Raw genomic sequence first — 16,948 nt, forward strand, 5'->3', positions numbered from 1 at the left:
AGGCAGATGTACGGGCGGGCCGGCTTCGCACTCCTGCGTCATCGCATCCTGCTCGGCTAACCACGTTCCGTCACCACCGAAAGTGGGCCAGAGCCAGTGACCGTACAGACCCCCGTAACTCAGTATTCGAGCGGTACAGGGCTGTGCGCTGGGCGGGCAGCACGCCGAGCGTGACGGTGGTCAGGCGATGGAGTCCATGATGCGTTTCCTTGAGCGGCCCTCGCAGGTGGTGATGGGTCCGCCGGGGCTCTGAGGCGCGGCGGACCCATCGCTGCGGGGGGTGTTACGTGCCGCTGATCGCCTTGTCCGACCCCAAGGTCTTGGTCCGGGTCTGCAGGAAGATGCGCAGGGTCTTCGCCTCTTCCTCGATCTTGGCGGTGTCGGCCTTCTCGTTCAGCTTGTAGGCCGCGACGAGGTCGTCCAGCAGGCCGGAGGCGGTGCCGCCGGCCAGCAGTTTGGTGTACAGGGCCCGGTACTGCTCCTCATAGAGCTTCTTGAAGGTGGCATTCGCAAGGAACTTCTCCTTCAAGGGGTGGCCCATGCGCATAATGCCGCCGCCACCTTCCGGGCGCGTCTGCTCGCCGCCGTCGGACGGAGTGAAGCCCCGAGCCTGCTGGGATTGCTGACCTTGCTGCTGGGTCTGCTGGGGGCGTCCCCGGCCGAAGCCCATGCTGATCGTGTCGTTCACGCCGCTCTCCGCGTTTCCGCTGAACGCGAGGTTGAGGTCCCAGGTGACGACCTTGAACTTCTTGGTGTCCAGGTCGTACCACAGGTAGTAGTTACGCCCGGGCCCCGCCATGTCGTCGAAGTTCACCATGAGGTTCTGCAGGACCAGGTACCGGGCGAACGACTCCACATCCAGGCGCTCGTCGAGACCCTCGGCGAACTCGGCGTCGGAGGCTTCGTTCCCCCACCTGACCAGGTCGATGACCGGCTGCAGGTCCTTGCCGCCGACCTTGTTGATCTGCTTGAAGTCCTCGGTGTACCCGGTCTGGTCCTCGCCCTTGTAGTCGAAGGACCCCGAGGCCAGCGACTTGTACAGCACGCCGTTGCCGAGACCTTCGGCGTATCCCTCGTCCAGGTACTCCACCAGCAGCCGCGGCGCGGCAGAGCGGCCGTTGACCGTGAAGGAGGCGTAGGTGGAGCTCTGGGTCGGCTCGCCGGCGGCGCCGACCACCGAGATGCCCAGCGCCTCGTTCAGCATCGCCGTCGAGCTCGTCGAGGCCGGGCGCACGGCCATCTGGCTGTGGCCCTGGTAGCGGCGGCCGTCCACGAACTCGTCGAAGCTGATCAGCCACGGCAGGTTCTCCGGCTCCTCGCCCTTGAGTTGGGCGCCGAAGCCCCCCGGCCCGCCACCACCGCCGAACCTGCCACCGCGGCCGGTCTGTGGCTGCCCGGCCGCGGGCTGTCCATCGCCAGGCGGTTGAAAGCCTTCGGACGGCTGGAAGCCTTCGGGAACCTGGAAGCCCTCCGGCAGCCCTTCGGGCCGCCGGCCGCCCCCGGGCATGCCGCGCTGCTTGGACTGCCCCTTCCAGGTCAGCCCCATCAGGGTGGAGTTGCCTTTGAGGCGGACGCCCACGCTGGGGATGCGGGTGCCGTCGATGGTCAGGTCCGCCTCGACGTACTCCTTTTCGCCGTCCTTGAAGTACTCCGTCAGCATGTCCTCGTACGCCGCGTCGGTGAAGGTGAGCTTCACGTCGTGCGCCACGGAGGCGTCGAACAGGTCCTTGGTGCCGGTCAGGTTCGTGACGACGGTCTCGGTCTCGGCGGCCTGGGCGCTGGTGACGTACGGGCGGATGGTCCCGCTGCCGAACACGCCCCAGCACGCCGCCAGGAACGCCGTGCACAGCGCGACCAGTTTCCAGTTGTGCCGGAGCTTGACGGGGATGCGGTGCTTGAGCCGTTTGGGCTGTGCTGTCATGCGCGTGCCCCTACAGGTCGGTCTGGTCGTACCCGGTCAGGACGGTGACCGACTGGCCGTGGTTGCGCTCGCGCAGGGCGGCGATGACGTCCGACGGCTCGCTACCCTTCTTGATCTTGACGGTGTACATCAGCTCCGTGAGCGCGCCGGCCCTGATGGACTCCATGCTGACCAGCTCGAACTCGTCGGTGTGGCGCACCAGGACGTCCTGGATGGCGTGGGTGTAGTCGTCGTCGGAAGGCACCTGCACCTTGACGACCTGGCGGCGCACGTTGAGCTGGAACCAGTTGAACCGGTGCATGACCATGATGATCAGCGAGATCGCCACGGCGGCCACGATGGCCAGCAGGTAGAAGCGGGTGCCGACGGCCATGCCGACGCCCATCACCAGGAAGATGAACCCGACGTCGCGGGTCTCTTTGATGGCGTTGCGGAAGCGGACCACCGACAGAGCGCCGACCAGGGCGAAGGCACGGGCGATGTTCGAGCCGACGACCAGCATGATGAGCGAGATCAGCATGCCGAGGATGACCAGCGTCTGCACGTACGACTGGCTGTAGGAGACGTTGCGGTGCGTCGCCCGGTACACCCAGCCGATCATCGCGCTGAGCACGAACGAGAGGGACATCGCGATCGCGATGTCAGCCACGCTGAACGTGCCGGACAGGTCCTGGAAGGAGAAGTCCATGGGGGGGTCATGCCTCCGAGAGAACGGTCGACCGGCGGCGGTCGAGGTCAAGGTCGTAGCCGGCACCGCGACCGGCGTCCTGGTGGGCGTCGTGGTCGGGGATGTGGAAGATCGAGCGCGGGGCCAGCCCGTGGGCCTCGACGCTCTGGCAGTACTTGGAGACCCGCACCACCTGCAGGTTCCGCTTGGCGGTGAGGTCGGTCAGCCAGTACGGCACGCGCTCGTTCGCCTTGACCTCCACGATCGCCTTGCGGGCGGGCACGATGAGCCGGTTCTCGGCGTCGGCGCCGAGGTGGAAGTCCCGGTCACGGCCGCGGATGCGGCGGTCGAAGGTGACGCGCAGGCCCACGTCGGCGTCGCGGCCCACGTACGCGTGCCGCTGGTAACCGGTCATCGCGACGGCCCGCAGGTCCAGGCGCAGCACCAGGTCGAGCACCTCCTCCAGGAAGGCCCGCTGGGATGGGTCGTGCTCGACCATCTGCCGCCCGTCGCACAGGCGCAGCGCGTCGGTGTACGGCAGCTGTACCCGCCGCTTCTGAGTGACCCGATTCACCCGCTGCTTGATCTCGATGTACACCGGGGTGTCCAGGTTCACCGAGAACCGGTCACCGTAGTGGCGGATGCGCAGCTTTCTGCGGAACTTCAACCCCTCGATCTTCTCCCAGTAGAAGCGGAGCTGCCGGGTGTCGTAGTAGACGCTCCAGATGCCGTAGCCCGCGTCGCCGCTGTGCCGGTCGCGATCCAGCCGCTGCTCGATCTCCTCCCGCAGCTCGACCGCCTCTGCCGCGTCCACGAGGTACTTGATCTCGTACCGGTTCAAGGCGTGCAGCTTGCTCGGCGCCCGCAGCCGGTGACCCAGCTCATCGCCCACCTCGGCACCGGACACCGGCCGATCAGAGCCGTCAGCGGCGGAAACCGCTCGTTTACGGAACCTTTCCAGCATGTCCCTCCTTTCGTCAGCACACATCCGACAGCATGAAGCTGGGAATAATGTGTGAACCGAATCTGACGTGAAGGTGAACGGAGGGTTCAGCCGTCTTCGGGCTGCCTGAGTGGCAGGAGCACGCGGAAGGTGGTGCCGCGGCGCGGGGTGCTCGTCACCTCGATCCGGCCGTGGTGCGCCTGCACGAGCGCCGCGGCGATGGCCAGGCCCAGCCCGGTTCCACCGCTGTCGCGGGGGCGGCCCGCATCGGCGCGGTAGAAGCGGTCGAACAGGTACGGCAGGTGCTCGGGATCGATGCCCTGACCTTCGTCGCGCACCTCGATCAGCGCGGCCCTGGCGTGGGGGGCGGGTCCGGAGCCGACGTGCACCACCCCGGGAGCGGGCACCCCGGCGACCGCGCGCGGGCCGACTTCGACCCGGACCTCCGCTCCCGGGGCCGTGTGCTGGATGGCGTTGCCGACCAGGTTGGCGATGACCTGGTGCAACCGGTGTTCGTCACCGAGCACGAACACCGGTTCGTCGGAGACGGCCAGCCGGATGGGCCGATCGCGGTCCCGGGCCCGGGCGGCGTGCACCACGTCCCCGGCCAGCACGTGCAGGTCCACGACGGCCGGCTCCAGCGTGGGCTCCTGGTCCATGCGGGCCAGCAGCAGCATGTCCTCGACCAGGACGCCCATGCGGGCGGCTTCGGCCTCGATCCTGCGCAGCAGCCGCTCGGCCGCCGGGTCCCGGGGGCCTTGGCCGTGGTGGTAGAGCTCGGCGAAGCCCCGGATCGAGGTGAGCGGCGTGCGCAGTTCATGGGAGGCGTCGGCGACGAAGTGCCGCAGTCGCCGTTCGGAGCGCTCGGACTCGCGCAGCGCCATCGCCAGGCGCTCCAGCATGATGTTGAGCGCTCTGCCGAGCCGCCCGCTCTCGGTTGTCGGGTCGGTGTCACCGACTCTGCGGTCGAGGTCTCCGCCGGCGATGGCCTCGGCCGTACGTTCCATGCGGGTGAGCGGGCGCAGCCCCAGGCGCACCACCGCGAGGGCGAGCGTGCCGAGCAGCAGCAGCACCAGGCTGCCCACCGCCACCTCGATGATCAGGATCTGGTGCACGGTCGCCTGGTTGGGCTCCAGCGACATCGACACCGCCAGTCTGGTGCCGTCGGGCAGGTCCTTCACCAGCACGCGCCACTGCTCCGACCCCGTCCTGGCGGGCACGGTGACGGGACCTCGCGCGACCGTGAAGATCACGGCAGGGGGGATGGCCGGGCCATTCGTGTTCTCCGTGGGCAGGTTGCGCAGCAGAGCCCCGGAAGGACTGTAGAAGGCGATCCTGAACTGCGTCGGAAGCTCAACGGCCCGGCCCATGTCGACCGGCGGCGGAGGGGGTACCGGGCGCCGGCCGAACGTGGTGGCCACCTCGGTCAGCTGGGCGTCCACCCTCGCCAGCAGCGAACGGTCCAGGAGCAGCACGCTCGCCGTGGCGAAGGCCGCCAGTCCGGCAGCGCACAGCCCCAGCAGCGCGATCAGCAGCCGATGCCGCAGGGGCAGGGCCGGTTTCACGAGGGTCCCTGCAGCCGGTAGCCGACCCCACGCAACGTGTGGATCAGCGGCGGGCCATCGGCGTCGATCTTGCGCCGCAGGTAGCTGATGTAGGACTCGACGATCCTGCTCTCGCCGTCGAAGTCGAAGTCCCACACGCGGTCGAGGATCTGCGCCTTGCTGACCACCCGCTCGGCGTTGATCATCAGGTAGCGCAGCAGGCTGAATTCCGTCGGTGACAGATGAATCGGCCGCCCGGACCGCCGCACACTGTGGGCCTGCTCGTCGAGCTCCAGATCCGCGTACCGCAGCACGCCGTCGTCGGCCTGCTCCTCCACGGGCCGCGTCCTGCGCATGATGGCCCGTAGCCGCAGCACCACCTCTTCCAGGCTGAACGGCTTGGTCACGTAGTCGTCGCCACCGGCGGTCAGCCCCGCGATCCGATCGGACACCGTGTCCCTGGCGGTCAGGAACAGCATCATGGGGCTGTCGCCGGCCTCGCGGAGCTTGCGGGCGACCGCGAACCCGTCCACGCCGGGCATCATCACGTCCAGCACGATGATGTCAGGCCGCTCGCGGGCCACCTCCGCCAGCGCCTGGCGTCCGTCGGAGGCGGTCCGCACGGCGAAGCCGTTCAGCTCCAGAGCTTCGGACAGCAGCTCGCGAATGTTCGGCTCGTCATCGACGACCAGGACTTTCGCGGCAGGTTGTTCGTTCACGACCTCGTTCTACACGCTCATGGTGAGAGCAACGTGTGAAGCGTCGCCGCCGCATCAGTAGAGGGTCTGGCCACCGCCGAACGGCCACCTGTCCGAGGTGTCGCTCTGCCGCTCCATGCTGCCGTGCTCCGATGCGGGCACGGCCTCGCAGGTGCTGGTGATCCAGGTCGTACGGGACGCCCCGCTTCCCCGCCCGCCCACCATACGTTCCTGGCCGGAGCCGCTCAGGACGTAGCGCAGCTCGCCTGCCTTGACCCAGCGGTCGAGCTGCTCGGCGTTCGGCGCGGGGTCGGACCCCATGAATCCGCCTGAGCCGCCCCGCCGGTCGGCTCCGGGCTAGCCACCCGAACCGCCTCGCCCTGCCGCGAACGGTATTGCGCCTGCCGATAAGTTCCATCCACCCAGGTCTTGGGTCTGGGGCGATATGCCGGGAAGGCTAGGATTCCGCGCATGCAGCGCCCCCTCGCCCACAAGTCGGCCGTCGGCCTGCTTGCCGTCCTCTGGCCCGGCCTCATCGGTGGCGTCGTGCTCGTATGGCGGAACGATGCCGCCCCCTTTGAGATCTTCGCGGGGGTGTTTTGGAGCTCGGTCTGGTACTTCTGGCTTGCCCGGATCTGGCTGGGCGGCCCGATGGCGATCGGGCTGATGCGCAAGGCGCTCTTCGCGATCTGCCCGATCATGATCGCCGCCACCGCCGTGGCCATCGGCATCACCGACGGCGAGGTGTACCCGTCGCAGATGATCGGGGTCGCGGCCGCGTTGTGCGGGATCGCCGGCGGGGTGCTGCTCCGCCGCGAGGACGTCAAGAGATGGAGCCTGTCCACCGTCGCGGCGAGGACGGTCCGTCAGCCGCCCGACGGAACCGCCTTCGACCTGCGGGCCGTCGCGCTCCGGCAGAACAGGGGCATGTTCGGCTGCCTGATGATCGTCGTCACTGTGCTCATGCTGCTCGTGGTCGGCGTCATCGGCGCGATGTTGCCCGAGGGCCGGGGGATGAACGCCCCGGACTACATCGCCTTCATGGTCGGCGTGGTGCTGGTGGTGATCGTCGGCATCACCGGATATATCCGCATAAATCTCCAGGCCGCAGCCATGGGCGTCCTGACCGTGACCGAGCGGCACCTCAACGAGCATCCCTGGCCCAGGCTCCGTTCGGTCACCCTGTCGTACAAGGGCGAAGCGGCGGTCGTGGACGGAGTCCGCAGGTACCCGTCGGCGCGGCTCGACCTGTCCCTCTACGACCAGCCGGACGAGCACCACCTCAGGCTGCCCGACGACGCCACCCTGCACGGCTCGATCGCGGCGGCGCTGTCGACGCACAGCCCCGAGGGCGTCTTCGTCGGCTGGGTCCCGCGAACCGACGCGACACATCCGGTCCGGTGAGTGCCTGAACGAGTTGACCAGCAGAGTCTTGTACTGCTTCAAAACTCATCGCATACGGCTTGAGCTGGGAGTTCTCCGAAAGGGCTACGCGACCCGGTGGCACTCGTTGATCAACCCGTCGAGTAGCGTCCTGCGCTTGATCGGACCTTCCAGGGGTACGACGGTCCGCCCGTCATGATCGGGTGACAACTGCCGACAGGACTGGTGCGGGCGATGCCCATTGTAGTGATCGGCATAATCGATCAGCACCAACCGCAAATGCCGTTCGTCGTAGATCAGCACTCAGCCCGCACGGTGCGCACCCATCGTTCGGCGTAGCAGTTCGCCCGCGGCGTCCGCGGCGGCGTCTTCACCACCGCCACTCCCCCGTCGGCGAAACCCTCGTCGATGACATCGGTCAACTTGGCGTCCCGGTCACGGATGAGGAAGCGGAAGGAGCCGATCCGCCTGCCAAACTCCATGAGCAGGTTGCGAGCCAGCTGTCCCGTCCAAGCGCCGGTTGGGTCGGCGGTCACACCCAGGATGTGCACGCGCCGGGTGGCGATCTCCACCACCAACAGCACGTACAGGCGCCTCAAGGAAATCGTGTCAACGTGGAAGAAATCGACAGCCAGCAGCCCATTCGCCCGAGCACGCAGGAAAGCCTTCCACGAGGTGTCGGCATCTCGAGGAGCCGGGCCGACCCGTCGGCCACGGAGGATCCGGCGCGCGGGCCGGACCAGCCCACCATGCACCCGGCGACATCCCCAGATCGGGTTCTCCCGTGCCAGGCCCAGCACCAGGTCTCGGACCCGCTTGCTCGTCCTCGGGCAGCCGAACCGGCTCGGATATGTCCACCGGCGTCGAACCAGGCGGCGGTGCCAGGCCGGCAGGGTGCACGGCATCACCAGCCGATGAGCCCGCAGCCCGGGCGACAAGAGCCGTGCCGGCGCAGCCAGGAGCGCTCGATCGGCCCAGTCCGGCTTCGGCCGGACGACCTCACGCCGCAGCACCAGAATCTCGGCATCCTTGGCCACCTCGCTTCGGCCCAGGAGCACCAGCCGACCGAACACCCGGATCATAGTGAATGTCCTGATGCTTCAAGACGTTCTCACCGATGCCGAGTGGGCCGCCCTGCTCACCCCGGTCGACCGGCGCGGCCTGACTCGGCTGTTTCATGAGGGCAATCCGTCGCTGGGTTGTTGTTGCGATCGTTTTCCACGCGCCTACCAGCGCAATTCCCCGCTTTCGTCATGGAACGTTCCTGTTGGACCGTCCGCATCGAGGGTTGCCAGGCGTACGACAGTTCTGGCGCTCTCTTCGGGTGACCTTCCGATTCCGAAGGCCGCGGTCATGTCGGTGGCGGTGGTGCCGGGCTCGATTGCATTGAACTTGATGCCCGGCTGGGCCTTGGCGTACTGGACCGTGAGCATGGTGGCTGCTGACTTGGACGCGGAGTAAAGCGCGAGGGGCAAGTGGAACTCCGGCCGGTCGGGGTTGTTCACTGCCCAAAATGACCCGGCGCTGCTCGAAACGGTGACCACGTTAGGGTTCGATGATCTGCGCAGCAGGGGAAGTGCCGCCTCCGTGACGCGCACGATTCCCACCGCGTTGGTGTCGAACACGCGGAGAGCCGTGGGACCGTCGATGACTCCGTCTCCCAGGATGCCCGCGTTGTGCACCAGAACGTCGAGCCGGCCCTCAGCCGCGTCGATCGTCGCCAGTGCGCTGCTCACCGATGCGTCGTCGGTCACATCGAGTTGAACGAATCGTGCGCCAAGTGCCGCTGCGGCTTTCTCGCCTCGTTCGACGTCACGCGCGCCGATGTAGACGACGTGGCCCAACTCCAGAAGCTGTTTGGCTGTCTCGAAGCCGATGCCCTTGTTGGCCCCGGTGATCAGTGTGATGGTCATGTTTTTTCCTTTCGACATATCTGGAGCGATGCCGCCACGGCCGGCGTCTGACAGCAGCCCGGGCCGGGCCGTGTCCGCCCATGTGTTCGGCTTTCCGATGTACGCCACCGGCCCGGGAGGTCGAGCGCGGTGTCGGCCTGAGCCGTGCTGACGGCCGCCACCGCGTTCAACTGCGCCCGGTGCCGAGACCTGCACCATCCCTCGGACATCTGCGGGCGTCCCTGGCCCGGCGGCGTTCTCCGGGTTGCTGACGCCGATCGCGGAGGTCAGCCGGTCAGCTGCCGGTGTAGTTCGCCGGCGTCGTGCAGGGCCGTCATATGCACGAACCGGCCGTCGCGGACCTGATAGATGGCGTACTCGACGATTTCGAACGAGGCGCCGGTGGGTGTCACGCCGAGCCACTCCTTCACCGGAGTGCCCGTGTTGACCAGACGCGCGGCCAGGCGGTCACCGTCGAAGAGCAGTTCCTTGAGCTCCCAGTGCAGGTCCGGAACCGCGTCCACGTCAGCCTTCTGAACAGCGATGAGGTCGTCCCGGGTGGCCGGCTCACCGTTCAACGTGGTCCGGTCGTTGATGAACTCGTCCATGCCGTCGAACCTGTGGGCGTTGAGCTCCTGGATGTAGCGCAGGTAGAACGCGCGTAGATCGCTGTCGGACATGAGATGACCCTTCTGTATGGCAGCCCCCGAGTCGGGGCTCCGACCACATGTCGTCAGGACGCGAGGCCTTCACGGCCGCTGACGTTTCGCCTGTCAGATCTGGTTCAGGCCGCCGTCGACGTACATGCTGGAACCGGTGATGAAACTGCTCTGCTCGCTGGCGAGGAAGGTCACGGCCGCGGCGATCTCCTCCGGGCGCCCGAGCCGGCCCAGCGGCACACGCGTAGCCAGGTACTGCTCGAACTGCTCCGGGTCGGGGGTGAGCCCTCTCAAAGCAGGGGTATCGGTCGGGCCGGGCGTGACGGTGTTGACCCGGATACCACGCCCCTTGAGCTCGTTGGCCCAGGTCCGTGAGAACTGCCGGGTGGCGGCCTTGGTCGCCGCGTACACGCCGAGCCCCTCATCGCCGACGTCCACGTTGGTGGAGCCGTTCAAGATCACCGAGGCGCCGTCGTTGAGCAGCGGCAGCGCCTTCTGAACGGTGAACAGCATGCCCCGGACGTTGATACCGAACAGGTTGTCGAAGTGTTCCTCGGTGACCTGCTCGAGCGGCACGAGCGCGGCGACGGAGGCATTCGCGAACAGGACGTCCAGGCCCCGTCCCCGGCTGCGGATCGCCTCATAAAGCCGGTCCAGGTCGGCCAGGTTCGAGATGTCGCCGGTCACCGCAGTAGCCGCTGAACCGATCACTTCGACGGCCGCGTCGAGTTCGGTCTTGCGCCTGCCGGTGATGAACACGTGCGCGCCCTCAGCCGCCAGTCGCACGGCACTGGCCAGGCCGATTCCGGTGCTACCCCCGGTGACGAGAGCGGTCTTACCGTCAAGTAGCCCCACGATGATGCCCCCTTCGAGTTTTGCAGCGATCGCTACAGAAGTCCGACGCTAGCACTTCTGTAGCGATCGCTGCAAAAGACGGTAGGCTGAAAGAGTGGGGAGAAAGCAGAGCGGCCCCATGGGCCGGCCGCGAAAATTCGACGCCGACGAAGCTCTCGAGCGCGCCGTGCTGACCTTCTGGGAGCACGGCTACGAGGGGGCCAGCACGGCCCACCTGGCGGACGCGATGGGCATCTCCACCACCAGCATGTACGCAGCCTTCGGCAACAAGGAAGAACTGTTCCGCAAGGCCCTGGAGCGCTACACCGAGGGCCCGAGCGCATACCTGGTGCAGGCTCTGGAGGAGCCGACCGCCCTCGGCGTCGCCACCGCGATCCTGGCCGGCACCGTTCGAACCACCACTCGCCCGGCCCATCCCCACGGGTGCCTGGGCGTCCAGGGCGCCCTGGCCGCCAGCGACTCCGGGCGTGAAGTCCGCGACCTTCTCGTCGCCTGGCGCAACAGTTCCTACTCCTGTGTTCGAGAGCGGTTCCAGCAAGCCGTCGACGACGGCGACCTTCCCCCGGAAACCGATCCGGGGCTCCTGGCCCGCTACGTCACCACTCTGGCGTTCGGTATCGCCGTGCAGGCCGCGAGCGGTGTCGGCCGCGACGAACTCCAGGCGTTGGCCGACGCCGCCCTACACAACTGGCCGCTCTCCTGAGAACCTGTCCCGCTCGAAAACCCAGTTTCGCGCTGTGAGCTGGGGTTTCGCTGCGCGATCAGAGCGGCGGCTGCCATCATCGCGAGGTGGTGTTGTCGCTTGTCTGCCCGTTGATGAGGAGCTTGAGGTCGCCGAGCAGTTCGACCGCGCGGGACTATTCGGGAGAGGGCGTCCTGCACGCAGTATCGGACGTACAGCGAGTCGGCGAGCGTCGACTCGTCCGGGCCGTCGTCGTCGATCCGACGGGCGACGCCCTCCGCGGCTGACATCGCGCCCTCGGTCTCCACCAGTAGCCGGGTCCGCTCGGAGTCGGGTACCTGGTTGTTGAGCAGCACCCGCTCGACCAGTGCGCTGGCGGCCCCGAGGTAGCTGCCCGTCATCAGCAGCTGGAACCAGGCGAAGCCCGCGGTCAGCAGTACGTCCAGCTGCCCGTCCATGGCCGAGGTCCGCACCAGCAGCTTCTCCAGACTCGGTGCGTTGTCGAGGGTGACCTGCGGACTCTCCGTCCCCGCCCCGCTGACGCCCACACCATAGAGAAACGTGGGCACCATCGTGAACGCCAGTTCATCGCCCGTGCCCTCCTCGCGGGGGACCATCTCTGACGGCGAGCAGGTTCATCGACCGGGCCAGACTGCACGGGCCCGTCACCCCGCTGATCGAAGTCTTCGGGTAATCCTGCGTGGCGGTCATCGGAGGGGAGAGGATTCCGGCGCCGGGGCGCTCCTCGGCGAAGCCGGGCGCCACGATGCGGCGGTGGGAGGCCACATCATCGATAGCCTCCCACTCCATGAATCCGCTGTATCCGTTGATGTTGGTGGCGGCGGTGGCCAGACCGACCGCGGTGGCCACCGAGAAGTGGTGCCTGGTGGTGGCCACGGCCGGCGATGGTGTCCTGCTAGATGTACCCGGGGTGGCGGTCGGATGGTGCGAGCTGGCGGCTACACACCCCGGCTTGTGCAAGATCGCCCCGAGTGACCTGCTCCACCAGCGCATCCAGCGCCGCGGGCAGCCCGGGGTCGGCCTGCTCGGCGCGCTTGCGGCCCGCTCCGGAGCGGCGCATCCGGCCCTCGGCCAGCGGGACGGCACCCCTCGTTTCGGGCGGTCTTACATCGAGGTGGCGCCGGAGGCGAGGGCGATGACGCCGACCACGGTCATCAGCAGCGCCGAGCCGGGGTGCATGGCGATCGAGATGCGGATGTCCTGCTTCTTCCAGGCGAGCCAGACGCCCGGGTAAAGGAAGACGAGCTTCGACAGGACCGTCCAAGGGGCCCAGAAGTGGTACACCGAGAAGAAGAAGGTGTTGAAGAACGGCGCCCACTTGCCGAGCTGCGGGAGGCGGGGCAGCAGGAAGCCGCGGAAGTAGTACTCCTCGAGCAGGGGCAGGGTGAAGCCGGTGAACGGTGCGCAGATGAGCAGCGTGGTGAGCACGAGCTCCTGCGGGTAGCCCTGGAGGTAGGTGGTGCCGTCGGGGCCGGCGCCCTGGTAGTTCACCCAGGTGAAGAACCAGTCGTAGACGATGTTGTCCAGGGGGGTCAGCGAGAGCGAGACCACGGTCATCCACACGAGGCACGCGGCCCCGAGCCAGAAGACCTTGCCGCGCGAGAGCGGCTTGTCGCGGTAGTGGACGACGCCCTTCATCGTGAAGCGGCCGGTCTGCTTCTTGCCCAGCCACAGCAGGAACAGCTGAAGCGGGAAGAGCACAACCGCGAGGGCGATGGCCCAGGCCAGGAAGATCGGGAAGTCGATCGCCCGGACCAGGGGGGCGGCGATGAACGCGTACACGGCGACGATGACCGCGCCGGGCACCAGGTGCAGTGCGATCGAGAACGGGACGGAGTGACGGTCGGCGAGGAGCTTGGCGACGAAGCCTTTCGGCTGGGCGCCTTGGGTGTCGGCCGGGGGCTGCATTGCTTTATCCATGCCGGCAAGTGTGGCCCGGCGACTTGACACGGACCTGATGTCGCTCTGATACGGCTTCGAGTCGCCGTGTAAGGCGCAGGTACGGCGGGTGCGGACCGGGCGGGAGCTCAGCAGGCGGCGGTCTGCACCTGGCCTTCCTTCGGGGAGTCACCCGCCCGCGTGCTGAACAGCACGGGCTCTGGTCCCGTCTTGGCTGTGCGCCACGGCGCGGAGTAGGCCATCCTCGCCGCGCTGCACACCAGCCGAAGTCCTCCAATGTGCGAGGTTACGGCGACGGGAAACCAAACGGCCTGATCAGCTCCATACTCACCGGCGCGACCCTCCTGGCCGGCATGACCCTGATGGCCAGCGCGCCCGATCCCGCGGCCGCGGCCACACGGCCTGCCCGGCACGCACCTCAGGCCGCGGTACAGCGCACGTCCCGGCGGCCTGACCTGGCGATCAATCAGCGGGAGGGCGCAGACCACACCACACGAGCCCCTCCAGCAGGACAACGGCCCCTACTCTGGAGCGTACACACACCTCGACGGTGGTGGGAGCCGTGGCGTCGCCGATCTACACCAGCAGGTCCGAACGGCACCAACCAGCACTGACATCTCTGCACGCTTTGCCGTACTCGGCTGTGCACTACAGCAAGTACGCCGACAGCCTGTTCCTGGATCCAGTGACATCCCAGAACGGGTGCACGCCGCTGACGCATACCCGCACTCGACATCAAGATCAGAGGCGAGCTGCATCCGTCCCGAAACGTACGCCAACGTCCGCGACATCGCGACCGGCTCGACCCTGGACGACGCGGCGCTGGCAAGTTCCTGGACGAGAACGGCGGGCTGCTGTGAACCGGCGGCAGCGCGACGCGATGGGCTGGACACAGGCCGAGCTCGACGTCGCGGACGTGATGATCTGGCTGCGCGGCAACCACGGACGCGAGCTTAGCCACGCCGACATCGCCGCCGGCGTCGGCATCCCCAACGGCCACCGACTGCGGCGGGCCGTCCGCCTCGTCCGCGTGATCGCGGCCAACCGGGGTGACCGCCTGGAAAGGTTCATGCCTTCCACTGATCCGGCCCCTCGCCGGGTCTCTGTCACCCGCTGCATGCGCCACGGACACGGCGATGAGTTCAGCGCCGCGACGCCATGTCCGCCGCACGAGCGGTGATGACATCGGTCAAGGACATGCACCACGCCACCACCTTCGAGGCCGCTAACTCCTGCTCGATCGCCCGCAAAGAGTTCGCCACAATGGCCCAGGCCGCCGACGAGTGCATCACGAAGGTCGCCGGCATCGACAAGGTCGACCCGCAGGCGGTCCGGCAGGAGAACACCAGCCTGCTCACGCAGATGATCGCCGACCTGGAAGCCCGGCTCACCGAGCCGGCGGCAGGCTGATCACATCGATCTTGGGCCGAGAAGAACTCACTCCGAGAACGCGGCTCGCAGCATGCGAAGCTGGCCTATTTCGCTGACGTTCTTCATCAGCTCGGAGTTGACCCAGGCGATCACGTGGGCGACGGTGTGCTCAGAGTCCTGTGGCCAAGGGAAGGAGGGCGCCAGGGCGTCCAGGTCGGCGTCGGTGAGTCGATCCAGCTCGGTCCGCCAAGTGGTGCGGAGGTCACGCAACCATGCGACGGCGCTCGTTCCATCACCCGGCCAGGTGATCTCGGTCCTGTCCCGAGGTTTGCGTCCCTGAGCGTGATCGATGGTCACACTCCACCACCAACCGATATGCCAGCTCAACCAGCCGATGGTGGGAACCGGGACGGGATCGGGCTCGGTCTCCGCCCAGTCGGGTACCCATGCTCCGGTGGCGTCAGGGCGCACAGTCCAGCAAAGAGTGGCGGGTTCCCACAGAAAGTCCGCGGGTTGCAGGCGTTCCAGGTGGTAATCGAACAATGACCAGGTGAAGTCGAACTGCCAGCGCAGCAAATCGCATCGAGATACGTTCATCAGGGCATCTTGACAGACTCCGCCGGCGCCGGCGGGGATCACGGGTCGATGCCGTAGTACTGGGTGGATGAACTGACCCCTCAACAGTCCACCGGCGCCCGTCGCGAGTACGAGAACCGCGTCAGCGCCATCACGCCGATCGGACCGATCGATATCTTGGGTTCTTCCCCCCTTCTCGTAGGTCAGAGCGAGAAGATCTTTTGAGGCACGTAAGGCATGTTGGCCGGCGCTGTAGGCATGTTGCATCGCAGGCGTGCCCCAGTGTTTCGGCCCGCCTTCAGCGTGGCAATCAGCGACCTGGCGGGATCGATGCGGGAGGACCTGGAACACGAGGGGCCGCGGGTCGCCAAGCTGCTCACGCACAAGACGACCCTGCACTTCTACCTGCTGGACCATACGCACGCCGTCCTCGACCGCCTGCTGGAGGCGGCGATACGCCTGGGCGCCCTGTTCCATATGGCCTTCGATGGAGGCCTGCTGCAGCTGCCCGCCCACGGCGACGGCTCAGGCGCTCCCCGGTCTGCGAGGCGATGACATGACCGCCGTCCAGCACGACACCCAGACCCGTCTATGCCCGACCTGCCAGGCCACCTGCTCGCAAACCGGCGGCAACGGCACTGCCCGCCGGCCAGGCCGCCAGCCCGTTCACCGCGGCACTCGCCGCGCTGGTCGCCCTTCAGGCCAACCAGTTACACATATGATCAACGATCATGAGTGCGCCGCCGGGGAACGCGACCCCGGCCCCCGAGCGCGGTAAAGCAATCTTCGCATGAGCACTCTCGCTGAACGACTCCGCGCCGGAGCCACCTCGCCACCCCGTCCGAGGCCGCCGCCGTCGAACTCGTCATCGCCGACACCCAGAGCGCATGGCTCGACAACGATGACTTCCTCGAAGTGTGCGTGGACGACAACCTGCTCAACGACGACACGGCAACCATCGGGGGGAACGCAGCCCGCCTCTGGTTCGACGAGATGCTCGACAAAGACGATCGCAACTTCACCGACCGATACAAGAACCAACTCGCCTTCTTCAACTTCGCCATCGCGCTCGGCGAAGGCCGCTACCGCTTCGACGACATGGACGACCAGCGACGCAGCCTACTCGCCGCCGCAACAGCCCGCGCCACCGCGCCGATGATCGGGCTCTGATCACTTTCGGGGACGCCTCTTCCGCATGGGCTACTTGACCCCCGGATCGTCGGTTGGCGGCTCGCCGTTGCTATGGGAAGTCCGGGCCGTGACGATCCGGGAGCTTCGGCTCGACCACAGTGAGGCCGAACTCGGCCGCCTCTCCCTTGAGGGCCGCCACGCGTGCGGCCCGCTCGCCCTCGTGCTCGGCGTGGGTCTGCTGGACCATCGCGCCGTCCTCGACCCACAACTGGGCCACCTTGTCGGCCCGGACCTCCCATAGCGACGGCGAGCCGCGAACCGACGATCCGGGGGTCAAATAGCCCTCGTGGAGAGGGTGTACCCGCGCGTTACCAGGTGGGAGAGGGGGACCGCTGCCCCGTTCCGGCGTACTGGTCTGCCCCCTACTTGCCCTTGCTGCGGCCGCGCTCGGCGCCGCGCAGTTGCTCCAGCTCGTCGCGGAACTCCGTGACCTGTGTGTTCAGCGCGTCTTGCTTGGTGCTCTCCTCCTGCAGCGACGAGCGCGTGGGACGAAGCTGCCGGGCCAGATCCTCGCGGGCAGTGCGCTCGGCCACCGAGCACAACCCCGCGGCCTGACGTCGTGCTCGTTGACGATCAGCGGGGCTTCACCCGCTGCCGCCCTCCCCTGGGGTCGCGTCGACAAGTGTTGCGGCGATTCGGTCCAGCC

At 67.4% G+C, this 16,948-nt stretch carries 24 protein-coding genes; 7 read left to right on the forward strand and 17 right to left on the reverse strand.

The window, feature by feature from the left end; genetic code table 11:
• Positions 1–283: 283 nt before the first annotated feature.
• From ACIHFD_RS34755 to ACIHFD_RS34780, 6 genes are all read right to left on the reverse strand, one after another.
• Entirely contained in the window at positions 284–1,921 is a 1,638-nt protein-coding gene (locus ACIHFD_RS34755) for a CotH kinase family protein (RefSeq protein WP_397370547.1), read from the reverse strand.
• A 10-nt stretch (positions 1,922–1,931) separates the two neighbouring features.
• Positions 1,932–2,609, reverse strand: a complete 678-nt coding sequence (locus ACIHFD_RS34760) for a DUF4956 domain-containing protein (protein ID WP_355199756.1) — start codon at positions 2,607–2,609, stop codon at positions 1,932–1,934.
• A gap of 7 nt (positions 2,610–2,616) precedes the next feature.
• On the reverse strand, positions 2,617–3,495 hold the full coding sequence (locus ACIHFD_RS34765) for a polyphosphate polymerase domain-containing protein (protein WP_397370548.1): 879 nt from the start codon (positions 3,493–3,495) through the stop codon (positions 2,617–2,619).
• 143 nt (positions 3,496–3,638) lie between these two features.
• Positions 3,639–5,096: a sensor histidine kinase gene (locus ACIHFD_RS34770; RefSeq protein WP_397370549.1), complete on the reverse strand. Its 1,458-nt coding sequence runs from the start codon at positions 5,094–5,096 to the stop codon at positions 3,639–3,641.
• Complete coding sequence (locus tag ACIHFD_RS34775; RefSeq protein ID WP_397370550.1) at positions 5,093–5,794, reverse strand: response regulator transcription factor; 702 nt, start codon at positions 5,792–5,794, stop codon at positions 5,093–5,095. The genes ACIHFD_RS34770 and ACIHFD_RS34775 overlap by 4 nt, the downstream gene beginning before the upstream one ends.
• Positions 5,795–5,848: 54 nt before the next feature.
• Entirely contained in the window at positions 5,849–6,094 is a 246-nt protein-coding gene (locus tag ACIHFD_RS34780) for a hypothetical protein (protein ID WP_397370551.1), read from the reverse strand.
• 150 nt (positions 6,095–6,244) lie between these two features.
• On the opposite strand from ACIHFD_RS34780, the gene ACIHFD_RS34785 reads away from it, so the two are divergent.
• Positions 6,245–7,177 carry a hypothetical protein gene (locus ACIHFD_RS34785; protein ID WP_397370552.1) on the forward strand — a complete coding sequence of 311 codons (933 nt, stop codon included), beginning with the start codon at positions 6,245–6,247 and terminating at the stop codon, positions 7,175–7,177.
• 84 nt (positions 7,178–7,261) lie between these two features.
• Here ACIHFD_RS34785 and ACIHFD_RS34790 read toward each other — a convergent pair whose 3' ends face one another.
• From ACIHFD_RS34790 to ACIHFD_RS34810, 5 genes are all read right to left on the reverse strand, one after another.
• A complete protein-coding gene (locus tag ACIHFD_RS34790) occupies positions 7,262–7,459 on the reverse strand; it encodes a hypothetical protein (protein WP_397370553.1) in 198 nt (65 codons plus the stop codon).
• Positions 7,453–8,238: a hypothetical protein gene (locus tag ACIHFD_RS34795; RefSeq protein ID WP_397370554.1), complete on the reverse strand. Its 786-nt coding sequence runs from the start codon at positions 8,236–8,238 to the stop codon at positions 7,453–7,455. Before ACIHFD_RS34795 ends, ACIHFD_RS34790 begins: the two co-directional genes overlap by 7 nt.
• Positions 8,239–8,382: 144 nt before the next feature.
• Positions 8,383–9,069: an SDR family NAD(P)-dependent oxidoreductase gene (locus ACIHFD_RS34800; RefSeq protein ID WP_397370555.1), complete on the reverse strand. Its 687-nt coding sequence runs from the start codon at positions 9,067–9,069 to the stop codon at positions 8,383–8,385.
• A gap of 266 nt (positions 9,070–9,335) precedes the next feature.
• Positions 9,336–9,728 carry an ester cyclase gene (locus ACIHFD_RS34805; RefSeq protein ID WP_397370556.1) on the reverse strand — a complete coding sequence of 131 codons (393 nt, stop codon included), beginning with the start codon at positions 9,726–9,728 and terminating at the stop codon, positions 9,336–9,338.
• A gap of 93 nt (positions 9,729–9,821) precedes the next feature.
• Positions 9,822–10,562 carry an SDR family NAD(P)-dependent oxidoreductase gene (locus ACIHFD_RS34810; protein ID WP_397370557.1) on the reverse strand — a complete coding sequence of 247 codons (741 nt, stop codon included), beginning with the start codon at positions 10,560–10,562 and terminating at the stop codon, positions 9,822–9,824.
• Positions 10,563–10,656: 94 nt separating this feature from the next.
• On the opposite strand from ACIHFD_RS34810, the gene ACIHFD_RS34815 reads away from it, so the two are divergent.
• Positions 10,657–11,265, forward strand: a complete 609-nt coding sequence (locus ACIHFD_RS34815) for a TetR/AcrR family transcriptional regulator (protein WP_397370558.1) — start codon at positions 10,657–10,659, stop codon at positions 11,263–11,265.
• Here ACIHFD_RS34815 and ACIHFD_RS34820 read toward each other — a convergent pair.
• The 3 genes from ACIHFD_RS34820 to ACIHFD_RS34830 form a co-directional block, all read right to left on the reverse strand.
• Positions 11,154–11,861 carry a hypothetical protein gene (locus tag ACIHFD_RS34820; protein ID WP_397370559.1) on the reverse strand — a complete coding sequence of 236 codons (708 nt, stop codon included), beginning with the start codon at positions 11,859–11,861 and terminating at the stop codon, positions 11,154–11,156. The genes ACIHFD_RS34815 and ACIHFD_RS34820 overlap by 112 nt on opposite strands.
• Positions 11,830–12,141, reverse strand: coding sequence for a hypothetical protein (locus ACIHFD_RS34825; protein WP_397370560.1), 312 nt, complete (start codon positions 12,139–12,141; stop codon positions 11,830–11,832). The genes ACIHFD_RS34820 and ACIHFD_RS34825 overlap by 32 nt, the downstream gene beginning before the upstream one ends.
• Positions 12,142–12,369: 228 nt before the next feature.
• The gene (locus ACIHFD_RS34830) at positions 12,370–13,185 is read right to left on the reverse strand and encodes a type II CAAX prenyl endopeptidase Rce1 family protein (RefSeq protein ID WP_397370561.1); all 816 of its coding nucleotides are present in this window, start codon (positions 13,183–13,185) and stop codon (positions 12,370–12,372) included.
• 835 nt (positions 13,186–14,020) lie between these two features.
• On the opposite strand from ACIHFD_RS34830, the gene ACIHFD_RS34835 reads away from it, so the two are divergent.
• Together ACIHFD_RS34835 and ACIHFD_RS34840 are read left to right on the forward strand one after the other, a co-directional pair.
• Entirely contained in the window at positions 14,021–14,344 is a 324-nt protein-coding gene (locus tag ACIHFD_RS34835; protein ID WP_397370562.1) for a hypothetical protein, read from the forward strand.
• Complete coding sequence (locus tag ACIHFD_RS34840; protein WP_397370563.1) at positions 14,344–14,574, forward strand: hypothetical protein; 231 nt, start codon at positions 14,344–14,346, stop codon at positions 14,572–14,574. Before ACIHFD_RS34835 ends, ACIHFD_RS34840 begins: the two co-directional genes overlap by 1 nt.
• 27 nt (positions 14,575–14,601) lie before the next feature.
• Here ACIHFD_RS34840 and ACIHFD_RS34845 read toward each other — a convergent pair whose 3' ends face one another.
• Positions 14,602–15,132 carry a DinB family protein gene (locus ACIHFD_RS34845; RefSeq protein WP_397370564.1) on the reverse strand — a complete coding sequence of 177 codons (531 nt, stop codon included), beginning with the start codon at positions 15,130–15,132 and terminating at the stop codon, positions 14,602–14,604.
• 63 nt (positions 15,133–15,195) lie between these two features.
• On the opposite strand from ACIHFD_RS34845, the gene ACIHFD_RS34850 reads away from it, so the two are divergent.
• The 3 genes from ACIHFD_RS34850 (at position 15,196) to ACIHFD_RS34860 (ending at position 16,281) form a co-directional block, all read left to right on the forward strand.
• Positions 15,196–15,336 carry a hypothetical protein gene (locus ACIHFD_RS34850; protein ID WP_397370565.1) on the forward strand — a complete coding sequence of 47 codons (141 nt, stop codon included), beginning with the start codon at positions 15,196–15,198 and terminating at the stop codon, positions 15,334–15,336.
• Between the two features lie 78 nt (positions 15,337–15,414).
• Positions 15,415–15,666, forward strand: coding sequence for a hypothetical protein (locus ACIHFD_RS34855; protein WP_397370566.1), 252 nt, complete (start codon positions 15,415–15,417; stop codon positions 15,664–15,666).
• Between the two features lie 366 nt (positions 15,667–16,032).
• Positions 16,033–16,281 (forward strand): hypothetical protein, encoded by a 249-nt coding sequence (locus tag ACIHFD_RS34860; protein WP_397370567.1) that lies wholly within the window; start codon positions 16,033–16,035, stop codon positions 16,279–16,281.
• A gap of 70 nt (positions 16,282–16,351) precedes the next feature.
• On the opposite strand, the gene ACIHFD_RS34865 is transcribed toward ACIHFD_RS34860, so the two are convergent.
• Both ACIHFD_RS34865 and ACIHFD_RS34870 read right to left on the reverse strand, forming a co-directional pair.
• Positions 16,352–16,579: a hypothetical protein gene (locus tag ACIHFD_RS34865; RefSeq protein ID WP_397370568.1), complete on the reverse strand. Its 228-nt coding sequence runs from the start codon at positions 16,577–16,579 to the stop codon at positions 16,352–16,354.
• A gap of 85 nt (positions 16,580–16,664) precedes the next feature.
• The gene (locus tag ACIHFD_RS34870; protein ID WP_397370569.1) at positions 16,665–16,835 is read right to left on the reverse strand and encodes a hypothetical protein; all 171 of its coding nucleotides are present in this window, start codon (positions 16,833–16,835) and stop codon (positions 16,665–16,667) included.
• Positions 16,836–16,948 lie beyond the last annotated feature (113 nt).

The organism is Nonomuraea sp. NPDC051941 (assembly GCF_044593615.1).

What these genes read in the sequence shown, in the direction of transcription:
- ACIHFD_RS34755 (WP_397370547.1), bottom strand. Translation starts at nt 1,921, where the DNA reads ATGACAGCACAGCCCAAACGGCTCAAGCACCGCATCCCCGTCAAGCTC.
- ACIHFD_RS34760 (WP_355199756.1), bottom strand. Translation starts at nt 2,609, where the DNA reads ATGGACTTCTCCTTCCAGGACCTGTCCGGCACGTTCAGCGTGGCTGAC.
- ACIHFD_RS34780 (WP_397370551.1), bottom strand. Translation starts at nt 6,094, where the DNA reads ATGGGGTCCGACCCCGCGCCGAACGCCGAGCAGCTCGACCGCTGGGTC.
- ACIHFD_RS34785 (WP_397370552.1), top strand. Translation starts at nt 6,245, where the DNA reads ATGCAGCGCCCCCTCGCCCACAAGTCGGCCGTCGGCCTGCTTGCCGTC.
- ACIHFD_RS34795 (WP_397370554.1), bottom strand. Translation starts at nt 8,238, where the DNA reads ATGATCCGGGTGTTCGGTCGGCTGGTGCTCCTGGGCCGAAGCGAGGTG.
- ACIHFD_RS34800 (WP_397370555.1), bottom strand. Translation starts at nt 9,069, where the DNA reads ATGACCATCACACTGATCACCGGGGCCAACAAGGGCATCGGCTTCGAG.
- ACIHFD_RS34805 (WP_397370556.1), bottom strand. Translation starts at nt 9,728, where the DNA reads ATGTCCGACAGCGATCTACGCGCGTTCTACCTGCGCTACATCCAGGAG.
- ACIHFD_RS34820 (WP_397370559.1), bottom strand. Translation starts at nt 11,861, where the DNA reads ATGGTCCCCCGCGAGGAGGGCACGGGCGATGAACTGGCGTTCACGATG.
- ACIHFD_RS34830 (WP_397370561.1), bottom strand. Translation starts at nt 13,185, where the DNA reads ATGGATAAAGCAATGCAGCCCCCGGCCGACACCCAAGGCGCCCAGCCG.
- ACIHFD_RS34840 (WP_397370563.1), top strand. Translation starts at nt 14,344, where the DNA reads ATGACATCGGTCAAGGACATGCACCACGCCACCACCTTCGAGGCCGCT.
- ACIHFD_RS34845 (WP_397370564.1), bottom strand. Translation starts at nt 15,132, where the DNA reads ATGAACGTATCTCGATGCGATTTGCTGCGCTGGCAGTTCGACTTCACC.